Source organism: Streptosporangium sp. NPDC051022, from assembly GCF_040683035.1.
Classification (GTDB): domain Bacteria; phylum Actinomycetota; class Actinomycetes; order Streptosporangiales; family Streptosporangiaceae; genus Streptosporangium.
Genome location: NZ_JBFBCF010000003.1, coordinates 206,542 through 222,358, shown reverse-complemented (window position 1 = coordinate 222,358; position 15,817 = coordinate 206,542). Strand labels below are relative to the sequence as shown.

Here is a 15,817-nt window from a genome sequence, read left to right as displayed (position 1 = left end):
CGTCCCTTCCCCGCTCCCTCACCCGCCCCCGAAAACCGCTCACACCGCTTCCGGGGGCGGCCCTCCCCCTCACCGCTCCCAGTGGCCGGCACCGGGAATGTTCACCGAGCCGGGCACCGCGCGCCGGCGCCGATCCACCCCGCTTCGCCACTCGCCGTACCGGCGCCCAGACGGTCACGAGCACAGTGAAGGCGAGTGATCACCGCGACCACCCCTCCTGCCGGTCGGCGCCCACCCTCCGGACGATCTCCCCGACCACCGCCGCACGCTGCGGCTGCAGGTAGAAGTGGGCGCCGGGCAGGACCGTCAGGGAGAAGTCCGAGACCGTGCGGGTCTCCCACTCCTTGGCCTGGGCCGGGGTGACCACCGGGTCGGCGTCGCCGACGATGACGGAGATCGGGGTGCGCAGCGCGGGCCCCGGGGCGTGGCGGTAGTTCTCGATCAGGCGGAAGTCACCGCGGACATAGGGGAAGACGACCTCTCTCATCTCCGGGTTGGCGAGGATCTGCAGATCCGTGCCGCCGAGTTTGGTCAGCTCGGCCATGAACCGCTCGTCGTCGTAGGAGGAGATCTCGGCCCGCCGCCTGGGCTCGTGCGGTGCCCTGGCCCCCGAGGCGAACAGCCGCATCGGGTGGAACCCCCTCGCCTCCAGGACACGCGTGCTCTCGTAGGCGACCATCGCGCCCATGCTGTGCCCGAACAGCGCGAAAGGCCGGTCCAGCAGCGGCAGCATCGCCTCGACGGCCGAGCCGACCAGCCCGTCCATGTCCTCCGGGAGGGGTTCGCCGAACCGGTCGGCCCGGCCCGGCAGTTGCACGCCGTACGGCTCGATCGACTCGGGCAGCAGGGCGGGCCAGTCACGGTAGGCGGCGACCGAGCCGCCCGCGTGCGCGAAACAGATCAGCCGCGTGGTGGCCTCCGGCCGGGGCCGGAGCGGACGTAACCAGGTCATGCGCGCTCCCGCCTCCCCCGGACGGACCGTTCCCGTCCCCCGCTCGCCACCCGTCTCCGGTTTCCCCCGCACATGCCGTCCCCGTTCATCATCCGTCTCCGGTTCCTCGGAAATCTTCACATCGTCGCGGCGGTCGCGGTAGACCGCGAGCGGTACCCGTTGCCGGGCGGTCCCCTGCCGGCGCCTCCCCCGTGGGCGCCGTCCCGTCCCTCGCGGGTCCCGCGTCCCCGCCCATCCGCCCGTCGCGGCCGGTGAAGGCCCGTCGGCGTCACCCGGGCGGGGCCGGTCCCCTCGGGTGTGCGGGCTGCGCATTTCCTGTCCAGCCCATGCCCGCGCGCTTCAGATCTTGTTCTGTTAGGCTTACCTTGCTTAATGCCTGAGCAACTGTTCAAGTATTAATGGATGGATATCGGGATGGGTCACGGACACGGGCACGCCCACGGACACGGGCACGGCCTCGGACATGGGCACGGCCACGGCCACGGCCACGGCGCGAACTCCGATCGCCGATATCTGGTGGCGGCGCTCGCGGTGCTGACGGTCTTCATGGCGGCCGAGGTCACGGTCGGCGTCCTCGCCAACTCCATAGCGCTGATCTCCGACGCCGGGCACATGCTCACCGACGCCGCCTCCATCGCGCTGGCACTGGTCGCGATGGGCATGGCCGCCCGTCCCGCCCGCGGCGCGTACACCTTCGGCTGGAAGCGCGCCGAGATCCTGTCCGCGGCGATCAACGGCCTGACGTTCGCGCTGCTCGTCGTCTACTTCGTCTACGAGGGCGTCCGCCGGCTCATCGAACCGCCGCAGGTGCAGGGGGTTCTGGTCCTCGGCACGGCTCTGACCGGGATCGCGGTCAACGCGGTCGCCGCGTGGCTCATCGCCAGGGCGGACCGCAGCAGCCTCAACGTCGAGGGCGCCTTCCAGCACATCCTCAACGACATGTACGCCTTCATCGCCACCGCGATCTCGGGCGCGGTCGTCTGGTTCACCGGCTGGGGCAGGGCCGACGCGCTCGCCGCCCTGCTCGTCGCGGCCCTGATGGGCAAGGCCGCCTACGGCCTGCTGCGCGACGCGGGGCGCATCCTGTTCGAGGCCGCGCCCGCGGGCGTGCACCCGGCCGAGGTGAGCGCGACGATGGCGGCGCACGCCGAGGTCACCGACGTCGAGGACCTCCACGTGTGGACCGTGACCAGCGGCTTTCCCGCCCTGTCCGCGCACGTGACCGTCACCCCCGGCGGAGACTGCCACCGGGTGCGCCGCGAGCTCGCCGAGCTGCTGCACGAGCGCTTCCACATCGACCACAGCACGCTGCAGGTCGACCACGTCCGGGGGACGGCCTGCCGGATCCCCAGGGCGCACGACGAGCCGGGCGGCTCCGCGCGGGCCGCGAAGTCCCGGGCGGGATCGTCGCACTCCTGACGGGATCCCGCGTCCCGGCGAGGACCTCGCCCGCCGGCCTTCCGGGCCGCCCTCCCCCACTCCCCTCGGACACCCCGGACACCCCGGACACCCCGGACACCCCGGCGGGGAACGAGGCCGCGGTCACACCTCGAAGCAGGCCTCGAAGATCTTCGTGAGGCGTGCGACCACGGTCTCGTGGTCGGGTGAGTCGAGGGCGCCGGTGCCGTAGAGCTGGCGCAGCGTGCCCGCGCCCGTGATGAGGGCGGTGGCGACGGTCGCGCGGAAGATCGCGTCGGGACCGGACAGGAGCGCGGCCAGCGGCTCCAGGATCGCCGAGTTGACCCGGGCCTTGATGGTCTCGCGGACCTCGGGGCAGGCCGACGACCGGCTGAGCGCCGCCAGCACCGGCCCTCCCTGGTCGGAGCGGAGCCGCTCGGCCACGTACTCGGCCAGACGGCGGGGCAGCTGCCTTTCGGGGACGTCGGCCAGCACGCCGGGGAAGCGCCCCTCCATGGCGAGCACCTCGGCGAACAGCTCCCGCTTCGTCCCGAAGTAGCGGTTGATCAGCGCGATGTTCGCCTCCGCCTCCGCCGCGATCAGGCGCATCGTCACCTGGTCGTAGCCGAGTTCGGCGAACAGACGGCGGGCGGCCTCGAGAATGCGGCGCCTCGTGCCCTCTCTGTCTCGCTGCCGTATCTCCTCCACCTGCCCGATCCTTCCAGATTTGACGAGTAAACAAGCGTCTACTAATTTCATATGTATCGTACATATTTTGGGGGATGGTTCATGCTGACCGAACAACAGGTCCAGGCCCAGGCCGCGCCGCGTTTCACCCACAAACAGGTGCTGGAGATCCTGGCCGGCCTGATGCTCGCCATGCTGACGTCGATGATCTCGACGTCCGTGGTGGGCACCGCGCTGCCGACGATCGTGGGCACGCTCGGCGGTCAGGAGCAGCTCGCCTGGGTGGCCAGCGCGACGCTGCTGACCATGACGGCCTCCACCCCGCTGTGGGGCAAGCTGTCGGACCTCTACGGCCGCAAGTTCATGTTCCAGGTCGCCCTGCTGGTCTTCGCGTTCTCCTCGGTCGCCGCGGGCTTCTCCCAGGACATGGGCCAGCTCATCGCGGCCAGGGCCGTACAGGGCATCGGCGCGGGCGGCCTGGCGGCGCTGCCGCAGATCATCCTGGGAGACGTGGTCGAGCCCCGTGAACGGGGCCGCTACTCCGGCTACATCGGCGCGGTCTTCGGCGTGTCCACCGTGGCGGGCCCGCTGCTCGGCGGGTTCATCGTGGACAACATGTCCTGGCGCTGGACGTTCTGGATCTGCGTACCGCTGGCCGTCGTCGCCTTCGTGGTCATCCAGAAGGTGCTCAAGCTGCCGCTGGCTCGCCGGGACACCAAGGTCGACTGGTGGGGCGCCACCTTCATCACCGGCGGCACCACCGCCCTGATGCTGCTGCTGTCCCTCGGCGGCAAGGAGTTCGACTGGAACTCCGGCTGGACCTACGGGCTGGGCGCGCTGAGCCTGGTGCTGTTCGGCCTGGCCGTGGTGGCCGAGCGCAAGGCGGCCGACCCGATCCTGCCCCCGCGCCTGTTCCGCAACCCCACGTTCGTGCTCACCAGCGTCGCATCGCTGCTCGTCGGCGCCGCGATGTTCGGCGCGCTGATGTTCCTGCCGCAGTACCTGCAGATCGTCAAGGGGATGAGCCCCACCGGCTCCGGCCTGATGACCCTGCCCATGGTGCTGGGCATGCTCACGGCCTCGATCACGGTCGGCCGGATCGTCACCAGGACGGGCCGCTGGAAGATCTTCCCCGCGGTGGGCATGCTGCTGGTCGCGGTCGGCCTGTTCCTGCTCTCCCGGCTGCACGTCGACAGCTCGCTGGTGATCGTCGGCGTCGACAACGCGGTGCTCGGCATCGGTCTCGGCGCCTCCATGCAGATCCTGATCCTGGCCGCGCAGAACGCCGTCGCCCGCGCCGACCTGGCCTCGACCACCTCCGGTGTGTCGTTCTTCCGCTCCCTCGGCGGCGCGGTCGGCGTGGCCGCCTTCGGCGCGATCCTGTCCAACCGGCTCACCTCGGAGCTGATCTCCCTGGCCAAGGCCGCCCACCTGCCCCTGACCGGCGGCGCGACCCCCAACCTGGGCTCCCCCGCCGCCATCCACCAACTGCCCGCCCCCGTGCTGAACGTGATCCTGGAGGCCTTCACCCGGGCCATCCACACGGTCTTCCTGGTGGGCGTGCCGATCGCCGTACTGGCCGCGGTCGCCGTACTGATGATGAAGGAGCTTCCGCTCCGCTCCGCGCATCCGGTCCCCGTCCAGCCGACCGACCCCACCGCTCCCCCGGTTCCCGTCGAGGCCGAGGAGTAGCCCGCCCTCTCCACGAGCCCGGGACCGGCCTTCGCCCGCCAGGTCCCGGGCTTTCGCCCTCTCTCCAGGTCTCGGGGGCGGAGCGGGCCGGGGCCCGGCGGCGGACGCGGTCGCCCCGGCGGGGCGCCTCAGGGCGCCCGCGAGGTCATCTCAGGGTGGAGGAGACGACCTTCGGCCTGCCGGCGCCGAGGAAGAAGATGCCGGGGAACCCCTCGGTCTCGAAGCCGGCGCTGCGGTTCCCGCGCAGCGTGGAACCCTCGATCGTGAGGGTGCCGGTGCGGTCGTTGCTGACGAAGAAGACCGCCCCGCCCCCTTCCCTGGCGCTGTTGTCCTGGATCACCGAGCCGGCGATCCGGACGCCGAACCGGTCGCCGTCGGCGTAGATCGCGCCGCCGCTGCCGCCCCCGGGGGTGCCGGTACGGGCCGGGTTGGCCCCCCGCCCGATCGCCGTGTTGTGCGTCATGACGCTGTTGAGCACCACCCAGGAGACCCCGATGCTGCTCAGCGCCCCGCCGTTGGAGCAGGTGCCCCCCTGGCCCGCCGATCCGCCGAAGGTGCTGTTCACGATGTAGACGGGGCGGCCGCGGAACTGGTTCAGGACGCGGATGGCCGCCCCGCCGAGGTCCGGGCCGGTGGGGTCGCACCGGTTGCGCAGGAAACGCGAGTTGACGACCTTGAACCGCCCGCCCCGGACGAAGATCGCGCCACCCCCTCCCCCTTCCTCCATCTGCCCCGTCGCGTTCCCGTCGGCGAAGGTCAGGTTCTGCACGACGAGCTGCGGCTGCCCACGGTCGTCGCAGCGCCCGGTGACCCGGCCCTGAGCCTCGTCGCAGGTGTTCATGTAGAGGATCCGCCGCCTGCCGCCGCCGCTGAGCGTCACCTTGCCGCCGCCGTCCAGCACGACCCCGGCCCCGGTGTTGCGGACCTTCGCGGTCGCGGTCAGCGTGATGGTGACGGGGGCGGGGCCGCAGGAGAAGGTGATGATCCCGCCCGCGGCGACGGCCTCGACCACGGCCCGCGAGGTGCAGCCGGCGGGTGTGCCGGTGCCGACGACCCGGGTCGGGTGCGTGGTGTCGACCGCGCGGGCCTCGGCGGGCACCGCGGCGCGCCCGCCCGGATTCCCGGGTACGGCCTCGCGCCCGGATCCCCCCGTGAGAACGGCACCCATGCGCGCGCCGCCCTCCCCCACGGCCTCCCTCAGGGTCTTCCCCGTGGCCTCCCGGTGTCCGGCCGGGAACCCTCCCGAGCCCCAGGCGGGCATCGCGGCGCCCGGCACGCTTGCCAGGCCGGTCACCAACGAGATCAGGACGGCAACGCCCCATTTGGCTCGCACGCCGCAGATGCTACTGCGCCGGGTGTGGCGACATATCGGGATTCGGACAACTCATCGCCCAGCGCGAGAAGGAGTGTCCGCCTCTCCTCACCGGAGAGCACCACACGGAGATCCCACGCCCGGGGACTTCCCCGACCGGGAACGGAATTCAGCTCGCCGCCACCAGGGCACGTAGTTCCCGAGCCGCAGGAAGGGTGCGAGCCCGCTCGGGAAGGGCTTCGACGACACGGCCGACGATCAGTCGACGGTACGGGGTGACCGGCAGTCCCTGAACGCTCGTAAGGGCATGATCGAGGCCGTCGGACACATCACGCTCGCGGACCAGGCTGTAGGACTGGATGAGCCGGAGATTGGCACGGCCGTGGACGAGTGCGGGCGAGTAGAGAGCATACGCTTGGTCCGCTGCACGCATGGCCTCCCGTGAGTCGCCCAGAAGAGCGAACACCTCCGCCTCGGTGAAACGCATCGCCCGCTCGGAGAAACCCCAGTAGGTGAACTCGTCCTTGGTGTCACGGTCCGGCAGCCGATCCCAGACCTCCCTGAGGTCGCGCAGCGCCGTACGGGCCGCCTCCCCTGCGTCACCTTCCTCGGCCGACCGCGCGGCGAGCACGGTCGCGCGTGCCGCGTACGTGCGCGCGAGCGCGACGCTGGGCACGCCATCTGAGATCTGTACGGCGTCGTCGAGGAGCCGGAGGATGACCTGCGAGGGCTGCCCCAATGCGAACGAGTTCCACGCGTCGGCGGCACGTACGGCCACCCGCAGATCACGGTCTCCTGAGGCGTCTGCCGCGCGGCGGGCGGTCCGCTGTGCTCGCCGGGCCTGGCTTGTGGCGTGAACATGGGTGAACTCTCCCGAAAGGGTCTGGGCGAGTGAGACGGTGACCCGCAACAGCCCAGTGCGGCCGGACGGCGAGGTGGTGCGATCGAGAAGCCGCCCGATCTCGGCGATGTCGGCCGTCAGGTCTCCGACGAGCGCGCCGAGCGGTCCGGTGTTGGTGCGGAAGCTGTACTCCCAGGCGATCCGCTCCCAGTCTCCGAGGTCGTACCCTTCCCGATCGCCGATCGCGCGGTCCACTTCGGAGAGAATCTCGTCCACCGCGTTCGGAGGCACCAGTGCTCCGGCTCCGAGCAGGGTGAGAAGCTGCATCGCAGTACGGCGGTCCATAGCGCCTCCATCGAGTGCATCCACAACGAATTTACTTTCGGGCAGCCGTTCCTGAGCGAAACCGTCGAGCGTGGAATCGGTGCACGCCGCGAACAGCAACTCGATCACAGTCGGGGCGACGGACCTCGCGGACACGATCGGCAGCGGGGGCCTCGACGGCGTCAAGGATGTTGAGGGCGCGTCCTCCGTGGCGAAGAGCTCCGCCTCCGCGACGCCGAAGACCCGGCAGTACAGGACGCGGTAGGGGTCCCTGGGGCGATGCCTGCCCGCCTCGTACGACTTGATCAGGCGCACGATGCTCTCTCGTGTGGGCAACGTGCGGCGGATGTCCTCATCGGCTGACTGGACGAGACGGCGGGCCAGCTCTCGCTGGCTCCAGCATCGGTCACGCCGTTGCTCGCGCAGGCGCGCGGCCCATGCGGGGCGGGAGCGTTCGCTGTCGGCCATGCCTGCCTCCGCGGGGGAGAGAAGGAGGTGCCTGAACTCTCCTCAGTTTCTCCCACGGTCGCCTTCCGAGGGGCGGCATTGCCGCATTGAAGTGGCCGTACGTCAGAAACAGAGGTGGCCGTACGCCAGGATTGGCGGAATTGTCACGTTCCAGAACGTGAAAGAGACGGGCACTCGGAAGGAGTACCCGTCTCTTGCGTTCGTTCCCCTCCCGCCGGAACGCCCCCTGTGAGGGGCCCGTGGTGGGAAGGCCGGAGGGTCAGACCGAGGCCAGGGCCGCCTCGGACTCCAGGACGGCCGCGACGGCGTTGACGACCGCGGCGATCCGGATGGCCTCCTGGATCTGCTCGCGAGGCATCCCCGACTGCCGCAGCACCTGCTCGTGGGACTCCAGACAGCGGCCGCAGCCGCCGATCGCGGAGACCGCGAGCGACCAGAGCTCGAAGTCGACCTTGTCCACGCCCGGGTTGCCGATGATGGTCATCCGGAGCCTGGCGGGCATGGTCGCGTAGGTCTCGTCACCGATCAGGTGCATCGACCGGTAGTAGACGTTGTTCATCGCCATGATCGCGGCCGCGCCCTTGGCGGCCTTGAACGCCTCGGCGGACAGGGTGTCGGCCGCCTCGGCGGCGATCTCCGCGATCACGCGCTGGGACCTCGTCGCCGCCGCGCAGGCGAGCAGCGTCCCCCAGAGCTGCTGCTCACCGAGCGACGAGGTCGTGACGAGCGAGCCCAGGTTGAGCTTGATGTCCTTCGCGTAGTCGGGAAGGGCGCTCTTGAGCGTGTCGACGGACATCAGACGCCGGCCAGCAGCTGCTTCGCGTCCAGACCGGCCTCGCCCTTGTTCCAGTTGCACGGGCAGAGCTCGTCCGACTGGAGCGCGTCGAGGACCCGCAGGACCTCCTTGACGTTACGGCCGACCGAGCCCGCGGTCACCATGACGAACTGGATCTCGTTGTTCTGGTCGACGATGAAGGTGGCGCGCTGGGCGACACCGTCGGGGCCCAGGATGCCCAGCTCTGTGCAGAGCTCGCGCTTGATGTCGGAGAGCATCGGGAAGGGCAGGTCGCGCAGGTCGGGGTGGTCCTTGCGCCAGGCGTGGTGGACGAACTCGGAGTCGACGGAGAAGCCCAGGACCTGGGCGTCGCGGTCGGCGAACTCACCCTCGAGGCGGCCGAACTCGGCGATCTCGGTCGGACAGACGAAGGTGAAGTCCTTGGGCCACGCGAAGTAGACCTTCCACTTGCCCTCGTAGGACTTGTGGGTGATCTGGGCGAACGCGTTGTCCGCGTCCAGGGAGACGCAGGCGGTCAGCTCGAACTCAGGGAAGCGGTCACCGATGGTGAGCAAGTCCGGATCTCCTTCACAGGGGACGTCGTTGTCGAGGTCAACATTGCCGCACGTAGCATTGATTCGAGAAATCGAGCAGTCGAACGAATCTGAGAGGTGATCCTTATCAGTGAGCCCACCCCCACCATCGCTCAGCTGCGCGCCTTCCTCGCCGTAGCCGATCATCTCCACTTCAGGGAGGCGGCCACCTCGCTGCGGATGAGCCAGCCCGCGCTGTCGAGCGCCGTCTCCGCCCTGGAGGAGATTTTGCACACTCAGTTACTGGAGCGGACCACCAGGAAGGTCCTGCTGACCCCCGCGGGCGACCGGGCCGCGGTGCACGCCGCGCGGGTGCTCAAGGCGGTCGAGGACCTGATGGGCGAGGTGGCCCAGAACAGGGAGCCCTTCCACGGCCCCGCCCACCTGGGCGTGATCCCCACGGTGGCCCCCTATGTGCTGCCCGTGCTGCTGCCGATGTTCTCGCGGAAGTTCCCCAGCCTCAAACTGACCGTGCACGAGGCCAAGACCGAGACCATCCTGGAGGAGGTGCGCGAGGGACGGCTGGACATGGTGCTGCTGGCGCTGCCCACCGACACCGCGGGCCTGGTCGAGGAGCCCCTCTACGAGGAGGACTTCCTGCTCGCCTTCTCCCCCGAGCACTCCCTGGCGGCCGCGGACACGCCGCTGGACCTCGACGTGCTCAAGGGACTGGACATCGTGCTGCTCAACCAGGGCCACTGCCTGCGCGAGCAGGCCATCGACGTCTGCCGCGAGGTCGGCGCACGGGCCACCGCCGCCACCTACGCCACCAGCCTGCCGACCCTGGTCCAGCTCGTGGCGGGCGGCCTCGGCGTGACCCTGCTGCCGGAGTCGGCGGTCCCGGTGGAGACGGGCAAACGGGTCCGGCTGGCACTGCGCCGTTTCCGGTCTCCCGCGCCGGGACGGACCATCGGCCTGGCCTACCGCGCCAGCTCCGCCAGGGCCCTGGAGTACGGCCTGCTGGCCAAGGCCATCCGCACCGCCGTACGCGCCAAACGCCTCCCGGTCCGGATCGTCTCTTGATCCGGACGGCTTCCCCGCGCTCCCGGCCGTCCTTCCCGGCCGGCCGGGAGGCGCCGGTCGGCGCCGCTATCCGCCCAGGCGTGCCAGGCGCTTCACGGCCTCGTCGATGACCTCGTCCTTCTTGCAGAAGGCGAAGCGGACGAAGTGGCCGCCGCGTTCCGGATGGGCGTAGAAGACCTGGGTCGGGATGGCCACCACGCCCGCCAGGGACGGCAGTTCCCGGGTCAGGGTGAGGCCGTCGGTGAAGCCCAGGGGGCGGATGTCGGTCTGGACGAAGTAGGTGCCCGCCGGGCGGTAGACCTCGAAGCCCGCCGCGGAGAGCCCTGCCGTCAGGCGGTCGCGCTTGGACTCCAGGTCGGCGCGGAGCCGGGCGACCCACTCCAGCTCGTGGCGCAGGGCGTAGGAGACGGCGAGCTGCCAGGGCGCGGCGGCGGTGAAGGTGAGGAACTGCTTGACGGTCTGGACGGCCCGGACCAGCTGGGGCGGAGCGCAGATCCACCCGGTTTTCCAGCCGGTGGCCGAGAAGGACTTGCCCGCCGAGGAGATCATCACGGTGCGCTCGCGCATGCCGGGGAGGGTCGCCAGCGGGATGTGCTCGACGCCGTCGAAGGTGAGGTGCTCGTAGACCTCGTCGGTGACGGCGATCAGGTCGCGCTCCTGGCACAGGAGGGCGATCTCCTCCAGCTCCGCACGGGTGAGGACGGTTCCCGTGGGGTTGTGCGGTGAGTTGACCAGGATCGCCCGGGTGCGCGGGCCGACGGCGGCGCGCAGCTCCGCCGGGTCGAAGGTGAAGCGTCCCTCGACCGGGCGCAGGGTGACCGGGCGCAGCACGGCTCCGGCCAGGGCGACGGCGGCGGCGTAGGAGTCGTAGTACGGCTCGAAGGCGATCACCTCGTCACCCGGCTCGCACAGCGCCAGGATCGCGGCCGCGATCGCCTCGGTCGCGCCGACGGTGACCAGGATCTCGCCGTCGGGGTCGTAGTCGAGACCGTAACTCGCCTTGCGGTGCTCGGAGACCGCCTGACGCAGCTCGGGGACGCCCGGCCCCGGAGGGTACTGGTTGGCGCCGCCGCGGATCGCCGCGACCGCGCGGTCGAGCATCGCGGGGGGCCCGTCGGTGTCGGGGAAGCCCTGCCCCAGGTTGATCGAGCCGGTCCGTACGGCGAGCGCCGACATCTCAGCGAAGATCGTCGTGCCGAACTCGCGCATCCGCGCCACCAGAGGATCGCTCACACGCCCCACAGTAATCCGGCCCGGCCGGGAGATCGACCCCGCGGGCGGCACATCGGAAGGTCGCCCCGCCCGCGAAGGGGCGTCGGGGCGGGACCTGTACGGCGGCGGCCGTGGTCGGCCCGCTGGTGACGGGGGTCGTCGGTGTATAGCCGTTCATATGGTGGTACGTCTGGTTTCTGTGACCCGAAGGCTGCACGAACTGGACGTCCTCCGCGGATTCGCGGTGTGCGGAATCATGCTGGTCAACACCTGGCAGCACACGCGCGGGCACCTGAGGGCCCCGGGACGGAACGCGGTCGACTGGGCGGTCGAGAATCTGCTGCAGGGCAGGTTCTATCCGATCTTCTCGTTCCTGTTCGGGCTGAGCTTCGTACTGTTCCTCAGGTCGGCCTCCGGGCGGACCGGCCGTCCCCGCCTGGTGCTGCTGCGCAGGCTGGCCGTGCTGGGAGGCGTCGGGCTGCTCCACCAGACGGTGAACCCGGGCGAGGTGCTCCTGCCGTACGCGATCTTCGGGGCGCTGGTCCTGCTGCCCGCCTCGTTCCTGCCCCGCGCGGGGACGCTGCTGCTCGGGGCCGTCGTGACGCTCTGGGGGGTGCGCGAGGGCGGCGGCGTCATCCTCATTCCCGGGCTGTTCCTGCTGGGGATGGCCATGATGGAGTACGAGCCTCCCGAGCGGCTGCTGCCCGCCGTCTTCCTGGCCGGCACCGCGCTGGCGGTCGTCCTCGGCTACCTGTGGATCCGGGCGCTGGGCGGAGACCGCCTGCTGTACTTCCGCGGCCTCTATCCCGCCGCCGGGCTGGCGGCCGCGACGGCGTACTGCGCGGGGCTGCTGCTGCTCCTGCGGACCCGGATGCGTGAGCCGCTGATGGCGGCGCTGAGCCCGCTCGGCCGGATGGCGCTGACGAACTACCTGGTCAGCACCCTGGTCATCCTGGCGGCCCTGCCACTGCTCACCGCGGATCCGACCAGGGTCAGCGGGGTGGTGCTCGGCGTCGCCGTCCTCGCGGCGCAGATGGTGTTCAGCCGGATATGGCTGGAAAGGTTCCGTTACGGTCCGTGCGAATGGGCGTGGCGCCGCCTCACGTGGATGGAAAGGGTGCCCAACAGCCGGATAAGGTCGAACGCGTGACGCGCATCGCACTGTGCCAGATCCCGGTCTCCGAGGAGCCCGCCGTCAACCTGCGCCGCGCCCGCGAGGCCATGGAAGAGGCCGCCGCGGACGGCGCCGACCTGGCCATCTTCCCCGAGGCCACGCTCACCCGGTACGGCAGGCGGATCACCGACCTGGCCGAGCCGCTGGACGGTCCCTTCGTCACCGGGCTGGCCGAGTCCGCCAAGACGTGCGGCCTGTCGGTGATCGCGGGGGTGTTCGAGCCGGGAGAGGGCCGGGTCCACAACACTGCCGTGGCGATCGACGAGTCGGGCGGGATCAGGGCCGCCTACCGGAAGATCCACCTGTTCGACTCCTTCGGCGCCCGGGAGTCGGAGCTGGTCGCGCCGGGCGACAGCCCGGCCGTCGTCGAGCTGGCCGGGCTCAGGATCGGCCTGGTCACCTGCTACGACGTCCGTTTCCCCGAGCTGGGCAGGGCCCTGGTCGACCAGGGGGCCGAGCTGTTCGCGGTGATCGCGGCATGGGGCTCGGGCCCCATGAAGGAGGAGCACTGGGCGACCCTGGTGCGGGCCCGCGCGATCGAGAACACCGTCTGGGTCGCGGCCGTCGGGCAGGCGCCGAACCCCGAGGCCAGGGACGGTTTCGGGATCGGCAGGAGCATGTTCGTCGATCCGATGGGCGTGGTCCGCGCAGACCTGGGACCCGCCCCCGGCACCCAGACCTGCGTCCTCGATCCGCAGATCACGATTGCCACCCGGAATGCCCTACCGTGCCTGGAACACCGGCGGCTCCATGTCAGCAGATCGTAAAATGCGACCGTGAGTGAGTCACCTGGGCGTAGAACGCAGATGCAGAAGGTCATCCCGCCTCGGCTGCTCGTGCCCTATCTCGCCGGCAGGCGGACCGTCGTCTCGGGATACGTCTACCGGGTGCAGGACTGCGCCCGCCTGACCACGCCCGCCCAGCTCTTCATGGGTCTCGACCTGGGATTCGAGGGCTCCGAGCTGACCGTCACGGTCCCGGAGCTCTACCTGATGCGCTGGTTCGCCCGTGACATCGACAACTACGTCGTGCCGTACGGCCCGCACATGGGCGGCGACTGGAGCGACGTGCCGCCGTTCGCGGGAAACGGTTTCACGACCTCGCGCGAGCACGTCGTGCCGCAGTTCCACACAACGCCCATGCCGATCCCCGCGGGGGCAGAGATCATCCACGTGACACCCGGTGAGGAACGCCTGTTCGGCGTCTACGATGGCCTCGGCTGGCGGCGGGCCTCATGAGCGGCGAGATCGAGCCGGTCGCCGCGGGCTTCGTCGCCCGCTACGCCGACCGCACCCATGTGGCGGCCCTGGGGCCCGGCGACTCCGAGGTCGTGCTGTTCAGCGAGGAGGCCCGGGAGGGCTTCGAGGCCGCCGCGGGCTACTGGCGGGCGGTGGTCCCCCGCAAGGAGCTCGACTGGCTGGTGCTGGTCCGCACGGTCGGCGCGTTCGGCGGCGAGCCCTGCCTGGTCCTCGACGTCTCCGAGGAGAACGGCGAGGAGAGCCTGCACATCGCCTACACCGGGCACAGCGGGCTGAAGGCGGAGGCCCTGGGCTACTGGATGGTCGACCACGGCGCCTACGAGGTCGTCGTCCCGCGCGACGAGGTGTTCTCCATCCGGATCGAGCGCGTCCCGATCCCCCTCGTGCCGGCCCCCGCCGAACCGTAGACCACCGGACCGCGGCCCGGCCACGGACCGACCGGACCGTGGCCCGACCGGACCGACCGGACCGTGGCCCGACCGGGCCGCGGAACAGCGCCCCGCGGCCCGGCGGTGCCGCGGGCGCTCCCCCCGCGGGCTCCGCTACGGGCGCGCGTCCCCGGTCGCGCTCCGCCCCGGAGGCGTTCCGAGGGTCCGGTAGCGGGCCAGGCGGGCACCGAGACGGTCCGCGGGAGCCTGCCCCACGAGACCGGTGATCTCGTACTCCAGGGCGTGCGCGACCCGGCGGCAGAAGGCCTCCGGCTCGTAGGCGGCGTCGGGGAACTCGGGAACGATCCGGTCGGCGATGCCGTCCCGCCGCAGGTCGGTCGATTTCACGCCCTGCGCGGCGGCGATCTCGGGGGCGAAGTCCACGCTCCGGTACAGCAGCGCCGAGGCCCCTTCGGGGGGCAGCGGGGACAGCCAGGCGTGCTGGGCGCAGAGCACCCGGTCCGCCGGCAGCAGCGCGAGGGCGGCACCGCCCGCGCCCTCGCCGAGCAGCAGGCAGACGGTCGGCGCGTCGAGCACGACCAGGTCCGCCAGGGAGCGGGCGATCTCCGCGGCCAGGCCGCCCTCCTCAGCCGCCTTGGACAGCGCGGCCCCCGAGGTGTCGATCACGGTGACCAGCGGCAGGTTCAGCTCGGAGGCCAGGCGCATCCCCCGCCGGGCGACCCGGAGCCCCGCCGGGCCGAAGGGGGTGGTGACCTGCCTGCGGCTGCGATCCTGGCCGAGCACGACGGCGGGGGCCTCGCCGAACCTGGCCAGGGCGATGAGCAGGCCGGGGTCGTTCTCCCCCTCCCCGGTGCCGTTGAGCGGGGTGACGTCGCGGGCGCCGAACCTGAGCAGCTCCCGCACGCCGGGGCGGTCGTCCCTGCGGGAGCGGCTGATCGCCTCCCACGCCTCGGTCGGCTGGACGCGCTCGTCGGGCTCGGGTCCCGCGACCCGCCCGTCACGCGGGGCGCACAGCACGGCGAACACCCCGATGGCGATCCGCCGTACGTCCTCGGCCGAGACGACGGCGTCCACCAGGCCGTGGGCGAAGAGGTTCTCCGCGACCTGCACGCCCTCGGGGAACGGGTAGCCGTGCAGCGCCTCGAACACCCTGGGCCCGAGGAAACCGATGAGAGCCCCCGGCTCGGCCACGGTCACGTGCCCGAGCGAGCCCCAGGAGGCGAAGACACCGCCGGTGGTCGGGTGGCGGAGATAGACGATGTACGGCAGGCCCGCGGCCCGGTGGGCGGCCACCGCGGCGGTGATCTTCACCATCTGCACGAACGCCAGCGCGCCCTCCTGCATCCGGGTGCCACCGGAGGCAGGGGCGGCCAGCAGCGGGAGTCCTTCGGCGGTGGCCCGTTCGATCGCGGCGGTGAGTCGCTCGGCCGCGGCCACCCCGATGGACCCGGCCAGGAAGGAGAACTCACATGCGACGACCGCGACCCTGCGCCCGTCCAGCAGCCCCTCGCCGGAGATCACCGACTCGTCGTATCCGGTCCTGGCGCGGGCGGCGGCCAGTTCCTCGGCGTAGCCGGACCCCGGTGCGGCGGGGTCGGCGGGCCTCTCGTCCCACGACCGCCACGTCCCCGGGTCGAGGAGGGCGGCGACCAGCGCGCGGGCGTCGAGCCTGACCCTGGTCATCTCCTGCCTCCCCCGTCCCCCCGGGGCGGGACGCG

Annotated in this window: 15 protein-coding genes; 7 read left to right on the top strand and 8 right to left on the bottom strand. The window is 71.2% G+C overall.

Annotation, left to right across the window (positions count from 1 at the left end; translation table 11 throughout):
* Positions 1–199: 199 nt before the first annotated feature.
* Positions 200–952, bottom strand: coding sequence for an alpha/beta fold hydrolase (locus AB0N02_RS07700; protein ID WP_363943758.1), 753 nt, complete (start codon positions 950–952; stop codon positions 200–202).
* Positions 953–1,366: 414 nt separating this feature from the next.
* Here AB0N02_RS07700 and AB0N02_RS07695 point away from each other — a divergent pair, with 414 nt between their 5' ends.
* Positions 1,367–2,371, top strand: coding sequence for a cation diffusion facilitator family transporter (locus tag AB0N02_RS07695; RefSeq protein WP_363943757.1), 1,005 nt, complete (start codon positions 1,367–1,369; stop codon positions 2,369–2,371).
* A gap of 123 nt (positions 2,372–2,494) precedes the next feature.
* Here the strand turns inward: AB0N02_RS07695 and AB0N02_RS07690 are convergent, their stop codons facing one another.
* Positions 2,495–3,058 (bottom strand): TetR family transcriptional regulator, encoded by a 564-nt coding sequence (locus AB0N02_RS07690; RefSeq protein ID WP_363943756.1) that lies wholly within the window; start codon positions 3,056–3,058, stop codon positions 2,495–2,497.
* Between the two features lie 81 nt (positions 3,059–3,139).
* On the opposite strand from AB0N02_RS07690, the gene AB0N02_RS07685 reads away from it, so the two are divergent.
* A complete protein-coding gene (locus AB0N02_RS07685) occupies positions 3,140–4,729 on the top strand; it encodes an MDR family MFS transporter (RefSeq protein WP_363943755.1) in 1,590 nt (529 codons plus the stop codon).
* Between the two features lie 145 nt (positions 4,730–4,874).
* Here AB0N02_RS07685 and AB0N02_RS07680 read toward each other — a convergent pair whose 3' ends face one another.
* The 4 genes from AB0N02_RS07680 to AB0N02_RS07665 all read right to left on the bottom strand — a co-directional run bounded on the left by AB0N02_RS07680 (position 4,875) and on the right by AB0N02_RS07665 (position 9,024).
* On the bottom strand, positions 4,875–6,062 hold the full coding sequence (locus AB0N02_RS07680; protein ID WP_363943754.1) for a hypothetical protein: 1,188 nt from the start codon (positions 6,060–6,062) through the stop codon (positions 4,875–4,877).
* A gap of 148 nt (positions 6,063–6,210) precedes the next feature.
* On the bottom strand, positions 6,211–7,674 hold the full coding sequence (locus tag AB0N02_RS07675; RefSeq protein ID WP_363943753.1) for a helix-turn-helix transcriptional regulator: 1,464 nt from the start codon (positions 7,672–7,674) through the stop codon (positions 6,211–6,213).
* 259 nt (positions 7,675–7,933) lie between these two features.
* Entirely contained in the window at positions 7,934–8,470 is a 537-nt protein-coding gene (locus AB0N02_RS07670; RefSeq protein ID WP_363943752.1) for a carboxymuconolactone decarboxylase family protein, read from the bottom strand.
* Positions 8,470–9,024, bottom strand: a complete 555-nt coding sequence (locus tag AB0N02_RS07665) for a peroxiredoxin (RefSeq protein WP_363943750.1) — start codon at positions 9,022–9,024, stop codon at positions 8,470–8,472. Before AB0N02_RS07665 ends, AB0N02_RS07670 begins: the two co-directional genes overlap by 1 nt.
* Positions 9,025–9,120: 96 nt before the next feature.
* On the opposite strand from AB0N02_RS07665, the gene AB0N02_RS07660 reads away from it, so the two are divergent.
* Complete coding sequence (locus AB0N02_RS07660) at positions 9,121–10,065, top strand: LysR substrate-binding domain-containing protein (RefSeq protein WP_363943748.1); 945 nt, start codon at positions 9,121–9,123, stop codon at positions 10,063–10,065.
* A gap of 66 nt (positions 10,066–10,131) precedes the next feature.
* Here AB0N02_RS07660 and AB0N02_RS07655 read toward each other — a convergent pair whose 3' ends face one another.
* On the bottom strand, positions 10,132–11,298 hold the full coding sequence (locus tag AB0N02_RS07655) for a pyridoxal phosphate-dependent aminotransferase (RefSeq protein WP_363943746.1): 1,167 nt from the start codon (positions 11,296–11,298) through the stop codon (positions 10,132–10,134).
* A 178-nt stretch (positions 11,299–11,476) separates the two neighbouring features.
* Between AB0N02_RS07655 and AB0N02_RS07650 the strand changes: the two genes are divergently transcribed.
* Genes AB0N02_RS07650 through AB0N02_RS07635 form a run of 4 tightly spaced genes read left to right on the top strand, consistent with a single transcriptional unit; the run spans position 11,477 to position 14,117 of the window.
* A complete protein-coding gene (locus tag AB0N02_RS07650; protein WP_363943744.1) occupies positions 11,477–12,427 on the top strand; it encodes a DUF418 domain-containing protein in 951 nt (316 codons plus the stop codon).
* Complete coding sequence (locus AB0N02_RS07645) at positions 12,424–13,218, top strand: carbon-nitrogen hydrolase family protein (protein WP_363943742.1); 795 nt, start codon at positions 12,424–12,426, stop codon at positions 13,216–13,218. Before AB0N02_RS07650 ends, AB0N02_RS07645 begins: the two co-directional genes overlap by 4 nt.
* 9 nt (positions 13,219–13,227) lie before the next feature.
* Positions 13,228–13,689, top strand: coding sequence for a hypothetical protein (locus tag AB0N02_RS07640; RefSeq protein WP_363943740.1), 462 nt, complete (start codon positions 13,228–13,230; stop codon positions 13,687–13,689).
* Entirely contained in the window at positions 13,686–14,117 is a 432-nt protein-coding gene (locus AB0N02_RS07635) for a hypothetical protein (protein ID WP_363943738.1), read from the top strand. Before AB0N02_RS07640 ends, AB0N02_RS07635 begins: the two co-directional genes overlap by 4 nt.
* A gap of 135 nt (positions 14,118–14,252) precedes the next feature.
* Here AB0N02_RS07635 and AB0N02_RS07630 read toward each other — a convergent pair whose 3' ends face one another.
* Positions 14,253–15,782: a carboxyl transferase domain-containing protein gene (locus AB0N02_RS07630; protein ID WP_363943737.1), complete on the bottom strand. Its 1,530-nt coding sequence runs from the start codon at positions 15,780–15,782 to the stop codon at positions 14,253–14,255.
* Between the last annotated feature and the right edge of the window lie 35 nt (positions 15,783–15,817).